Origin of the sequence: Nocardiopsis sp. JB363 (genome assembly GCF_900143625.1) — a bacterium.
Lineage (GTDB): Bacteria > Actinomycetota > Actinomycetes > Streptosporangiales > Streptosporangiaceae > Nocardiopsis.
On sequence record NZ_FRFF01000092.1, the window covers coordinates 1 to 6071 of the forward strand.

The window sequence follows — 6071 nt, forward strand, 5'->3', positions numbered from 1 at the left end:
ACCCGGGGCTCAGGGGGTCAGGGGGTTTCGTGATCTCGGTGGAACGGTCGATCGGATGAGGACGAGGTCGGCGGTTCGGGGGTGAGCTACCGACCGGTATTCATGGTGACCACGTTGGTCACGAAAGCGCAAGATCCCTTAACGCCGCGTCAACCTGAATTCGCCAAAGGTCCGATCTCCTCTCACCGATCGCCGTCGTCGGGCGCCCACCATCACCTGTGCGCTCGCCCGGTCGACCGGGCCAGGTAGGGGCGGGGGCAGGCGAGAACGGGCGTCCCACCGGTGGGTTCGAGGGCGTGTCTCCATGCGACACATCCTGCCTTGTGGGGAGGGCGCCGGGGCTCCCCAAGGGGTCGTATCCGTATGCTGGCCGGCGGTCCGGGTGACCACTGAACTGGTCGGAATGGACCGGGTGGCGGCCCGCGCCTCCGAGTCGACGGATCTCTTCGAAGGAGCCCGATGGAGTTCACCGGCCTCAGTGCCTTTCCGCTCACCCCGTTCACCTCTGGAGGCGAGGTCGACGAGGCTGCGTTCGTGGGTCTGGTCGACCGCCTGGTCGCGGCCGGGGTCGACTCCATCGCCCCGCTCGGGTCCACCGGTTCGTACGCCTACCTGCGCCGGGAGGAACGCGCCCGGGTGGCCCGGCTGGCGGTGGACAGGGCGGGCGACGTACCGGTCATGGTGGGCATCGGGGCGGTGCGGACCCGCGACGTGCTCGCCCATGCCGAGGACGCGCAGGCGGCGGGGGTGTCGGCGGTGCTGCTCGCGCCGGTGTCGTACCAGCCGCTGACGCCGGAGGACGTGTTCGGGTTGTACGAGGAGGTGACCCGGGAACTGTCGGTGCCGCTGGTGGTCTACGACAACCCCGGCACCACCCGTTTCACCTTCACCGATGAGCTGTACCTGGCGGTGGCGGAGCTCCCGGGGGTGGCCTCGATCAAGATCCCCGGGGTGCCGGTCGACCCGGTGGCGGCGGGCGAGCGGGTGGACGGGCTCCGGGAACTGCTGCCCGCGCATGTGACCATCGGGGTCTCCGGCGACCCGTTCGGCGCGACCGGACTGAACGCCGGGTGCGACGCCTGGTACTCGGTGATCGGCGGGACCCTGCCCGAGGCGACCCTGGCGATCAGCCGCGCCGCGTGTGCGGGTGACGCGGCGGGTGCGGTGGCGGCCTCCGAGCGGCTGCGACCGTTGTGGGACCTGTTCGCCGAGCACGGAAGCCTGCGCGTGGTCGCGGCGGTCGCCGAGCATCTGGAACTGGTGCGCGGGCCGAGCCTGCCCTCCCCCGTTCGTGGGCTGTCGGGTGAGGCGCGGGCGAGGGTGGTCGCGGTGGTGGAGGAGCTGGGATTGCGCGGATGAGCGGCGCTTGGCGGACGGCCGCGGGAGGCGGTTCGCACTGGCATAGGGTGTGGCGGCGGGTTCGCGCCGCGCGCCGGTTCCCGGTCGTTCCCGCGATGGCACAGGACGCGAAGGACACGGAACGAGGTGGCAGGGTGGCTCGCTGGTTCGGCGGACGCGGGAAGAAGAAGGCCGAGTCGGCGGAGGCCCCGGAGGCGGCGGAAGCGCCGGAGTCCGCCGGGTCCGGACCGGCCGTGGAAGGCCCGCAGGACGCGAGGGGCGCGGGGGGCGCGGGGAACTCCGGGGATTCGGAGGCCTCGTCGATGCCGCCGGACTTCTACGACGGGGCCGACGAGCTGATGGACCGGGCTCGCGCCCACCTCGGACAGGACGAGTTCGCGCGGGCCGAGATCCTCTTCGACGCGGCCGCGGCCGAGTACCGCCGGGCCACCGAGTCCCTGGGAACACGCCAGGCCTCGGGCGAGGTCGTCCTGAAGATCGCCATGGCGTTGCGGATGCGCGGCAAGGCGCTCACCGACCTGGGTCGCTTCGAGGACGCCGTCGACGCGGGGGCGGAAGCACTCGCGCTGCTCCAGCAGTTCATCCCCGACCAGGACTTCGAAGCGCTGATCCGGGACGCCCCCGAGCTCGCCGACAACTACGCCTCGGCCCTGGACGACGTGGTCGTCGCCCGGGTCAACGCCACGGTGCTGGCGGCGCAGGAAGAGCGCGCCGACCCCGAGCTGCTGGAGGAGACCCTCCTGCATGCGAACGCGGCCCTGACCGTGCGCAACCTCCTGCTCGACCGCGACGCGCCCCGGACCTGGCCCGGGCTGGCCGGGGCGCTGGTGTCCTTGGGGCACTTGGAGATGCTGCTGGGTGACGGGGAGAAGGGGGTGCCGAGGGTGACCAGGGCGAACGCGATCCTGCTGAACGTGGACTCCACCGACCCGCTCAAGCGCAGGGCGGCCGAGGCCTTGCGCGCGGCCCAGGGCCTCTACCCGGAGCTCCTTCAAGAGAACCCGGTGCCCACGGACCCGCGCGAGGCCCTGTGAGCACCCGCCGGCCCTGAGCTTCCGGTCGCCCACAGACGGGCCGGTTGTCCACAGGCGGAGTGGTGCGGCCTGGCGGAGGACGGGCCGGCGTGGTCTGCTCGATCGCCCACGGACGGCCGGTTATCCACAGGCGGGGAGGCGTGGTCTGGCGGAGGACGGGGCCAGCGTGGTCTGCTCGATATCGGGGGCGCTTCACCTCCCGCCCGCTTCACCCTGCCCTGATACGTCCCCTCCCCTCCCTACTCCCCGGTGCCAGGGGTGGTGTCGCTCATCGATAGGCGATCCATTGGTGCGCGCCCGGGCGACGTTGTCGGGCTCGGCGCACGCGGGGCGGCGGGCGGTGGCCGGTTGTGGTCCGGGAGGGTTCTCTAGCGCTCGGGACAGATGGCACGGGCCCCTCAGCTTCCTAGCATTCTGCCCATCGGGCCGCCGTCGGGGCGGTTCCCAGTGGTGTGGGGGCGAACCTTGGTGCTGGGGAGACTGTCGATACCCGCCGTCGTGACGACGCTGTTCGTGGTGGTGTCCGGGGCGCAGGCCGTGGCCGAGACACACACCGGGCTGGACCGGTTCCACGAACAACCGCTCACCTGGGAACCGTGCCCCGAAACCCTGCTGGAGGGGCTGGAGTGCGCGGACGTCCAGGTTCCGCTGGACTACGCCGCCCCCGAAGGACGGACCATCACCGTGGCGGTCAGCCGAGCGCGGGCGAGCGGGGAACAGTCGAGCCGGGCACAGGCGAGCGGGGAGCGGCGCGGAACGCTGTTCGTCAACCCCGGCGGGCCGGGGATCTCGGCCCGGCACATGCCATTGCCGGAGAACCCGCAGGGGATCGGGGGTCTGGGCGACCAGCGGATCGCCCAGGTGTACGACCTCATCGCCATGGACCCGCGCGGGACGGGCGGTTCCAGCCCGAGAATCGCCTGTGAGGAACACGCGGCGCCGCCACTCCCCCGGCCGGACGAGGCCGAGTACGAGCAGCTCACCGACCTGGCACGCGAGGGCGAAAGGGACTGTCAGGAGCGCTTCGGGAACCTGCGTCCGCACGTGAGCACGGCGAACACGGCGCGGGACATGGACGTGGTGCGCGCCGTTCTGGGCGAGGATTCCCTCTCCTACCTGGGGTTCTCCTACGGCACCACGTTGGGCGCGGTCTACGGGACTCTGTTCCCCGAGCGGCTGGACCGGGCGGTGTTGGACTCGGCGATGCCCCCGGAGGGCACCCATCGCGAGCAGTACACGCAGATGGCCCCGGCGCACACGGCGAACGTGGACCGGTTCACCGTCTGGTTGGCCGAGCACGACGACGTGTACGGGCTGGGTGAAGACGCGGAGGAGGTGCACGGGCTGCTGTTGGAGGTCTCCGACCGGTTGGCGGCCGATCCGCGTGAGGACGTGCCGGGGTGGGGGCCGTTGGACGGGCACGGGTTCGACGCCATCATGGGCGACCACGCGCGTTATCAGCAGAACTGGGACGTCGCCGCGGACTTCGTGTGGCGTCTGGCGAACGACGAACCCTTCCCCGAGAACGGGACCCCGCGGATGGACCCGATCGCGGAGCTCAACCCCTACACGCACGGGGTGCTGATGACGGTGATGTGCGAGACTCCGTGGCCCACTGACCCGGAGGTGTACCGGAGCGAGACGGCGGAGTTCGCCCAGGCGCACCCGTTCGGGCCGGGAACGTTCTGGACGGTGCCGCAGTGGTGCACGTTCGCCGGCTGGGAGCCGGCCGAACCTCCGGTGGAGATCGACGGCGAGGCGTTCGACGACGCCTTGGTCGTGCAGGCCGAGTTCGACGCGCAGACTCCCTACGAGGGCGGGGAGGCGTTGGCCGAGCACCTGGGCGCGGCGATGGTGACGGTGACCGACGACGGCGGGCACGGGTTGTACGGGGCGGCCGGTTACTCGTGCGCGACCGAGGCGGTGGACGCCTATCTGGTCGACGGTCACGCCCCCGAGGACGTCTCCTGCGCGGGGCCGGCGATCCCCGAACCGATACCTCCTCTGCCCTGAGGGCGCACCATGACCGAGGGAGCACATGTCCTGGGGTGTCCGAGAGGTGAGCAGTAGGTGAACGTCACCGAGTGGATCTTCCCCGCCCTGGACACCGTCCGGCCCATCGCACAAGGATCGGTTCTCCACCGGGCCGCGAACGCCACAGGCCCGGTGGGGCAGGAGGATCCGCGGGTTCGGGAGGAACCAGGGTGAGCCGACCGACAGGCAGACGATGGCGGCCGGCCCACACGGGGCTGGCCGGCGCCCTGGCCACCCTGGTGGGTGCGGGCACCGCCCTACAGGAGGTGCCCGGGCTGTTCTCCGGCGATGCCGGGGTGTGGGTCGCGTCGCTGGGGTTGCTCGGCACCGCGATCGCCGTCACCGGTCAGACCCTCCTGGAACGAGCGGACCGCGGGTCCGCGACCGAACCGGACCCGGCGCTACGGCCACGCCTACGTCCACGGTTGCCGCCGCCCACCGACCACTTCACCGGACGTGACGAGCTCATGGCCGAGTTGTTGGCCCTGTTCGACCGTTTCCCCCGCCCCGGCGCCCGGAGTCTGTTGGACCGCTTCCCTCGTCCGGGCCGGGGGCATGACTCGCGTGGTCCACTGGTCATCGCGATCACCGGTGAGGGCGGCACGGGCAAGAGCGAACTCGCGGTGCAGATCGCCGACCGGGTCGCGGACCGTTTCCCCGACGGGAAGATGGAGTTCGAGCTGTACGGTGCGGCGCCCCAGGGGCCGGCGGGTGGCCGCTCACCACGCGCGCCCGAGGAGGTCCTCTCCGAGATGGTCAAGGAGATGGGCCGGCACCCCACGGAGGACGCCTCCCTGGAGGAACTCAAGGGGGCGTGGCGGGCCGCGACCGAGGAACGCCGGCTGCTGCTGGTGTTGGACAACGCCAAGGACCACAAGCAGGTCGAACCGTTGTTGCCCGGCGGACGAGAGTGCGCGGTGATCATCACCGGCCGCACCACGTTCTCCGGCGCCGACCGTTCCCTGGTCCAGCGTCCGCTGGACACCCTCACGGGCCGGGAGGGGTTGGAGCTGATCGAGCGGCTGGTCGACGCCTCGGGGCGCGACCTCACCGAGGAGGACCGGGCCGCCCTGCCCGGACTGGTGGAGGCCTGTCACGGTCTGCCGTTGGCGATCCGGCAGGTGGGGACCCAGATCACCCGCAGCAACTCCACGAGCGCCGCCGCACTGCTGACGGACATGCGCGAATCGAAGCTGCTGCCCGGGCTGTCCTCCTCCCTCGCCTTCGGACTGCAACAGTGCGAACCGAGGGAACGGCTGCTGCTGGGCCGGTTGGCGGGCGCCGGGCTGACCACCTTCACCGCGTGGGCGGCCGCCGCCCTGGTCGACTCCGACGAGGAGGAGGCCATGGGGATGTTGGAGAACCTGAGCGACCGCTACCTGCTGACCTACCTGTACCGCAGCGCCGGGTTCAAGCGCTTCCAGCTGCACGATCGGGTCCGGGCCACTCTGCGGGGTGAGGGGCCGAACCTGCTGGGGATCCCCGAGGAGGAGCGGGCGGACTGGTCCGCGGAACGGCTCAAGATCGCGGAGCGACGGTTGCTGGCCGCCTACGAGCGCAGGGCGGAGGCGGCGGCGCGGCGGGCCGCCCCGCACGAGTGGAACGTGGGGGTGGTCGCCCCCGGGCCATCTGTCGCCCCCGGCC

At 71.6% G+C, this 6071-nt stretch carries 4 protein-coding genes; all 4 read left to right on the forward strand.

Annotated elements, in window-relative coordinates:
* Positions 1-459 precede the first annotated feature (459 nt).
* The gene (locus tag BQ8420_RS13830) at positions 460-1359 is read left to right on the forward strand and encodes a dihydrodipicolinate synthase family protein (protein ID WP_087099102.1); all 900 of its coding nucleotides are present in this window, start codon (positions 460-462) and stop codon (positions 1357-1359) included.
* A gap of 134 nt (positions 1360-1493) precedes the next feature.
* Complete coding sequence (locus BQ8420_RS13835) at positions 1494-2393, forward strand: tetratricopeptide repeat protein (RefSeq protein ID WP_160049307.1); 900 nt, start codon at positions 1494-1496, stop codon at positions 2391-2393.
* A gap of 498 nt (positions 2394-2891) precedes the next feature.
* Positions 2892-4406: an alpha/beta hydrolase gene (locus BQ8420_RS13840; RefSeq protein ID WP_160049308.1), complete on the forward strand. Its 1515-nt coding sequence runs from the start codon at positions 2892-2894 to the stop codon at positions 4404-4406.
* Positions 4407-4597: 191 nt separating this feature from the next.
* A partial coding sequence (locus BQ8420_RS13845) for an NB-ARC domain-containing protein (RefSeq protein ID WP_235006192.1) occupies positions 4598-6071 on the forward strand: 1474 nt, incomplete at its 3' end.

Excerpts from the sequence above, each read along its gene's own strand:
- BQ8420_RS13830 (WP_087099102.1), top strand. The coding sequence starts at position 460 with ATGGAGTTCACCGGCCTCAGTGCCTTTCCGCTCACCCCGTTCACCTCT.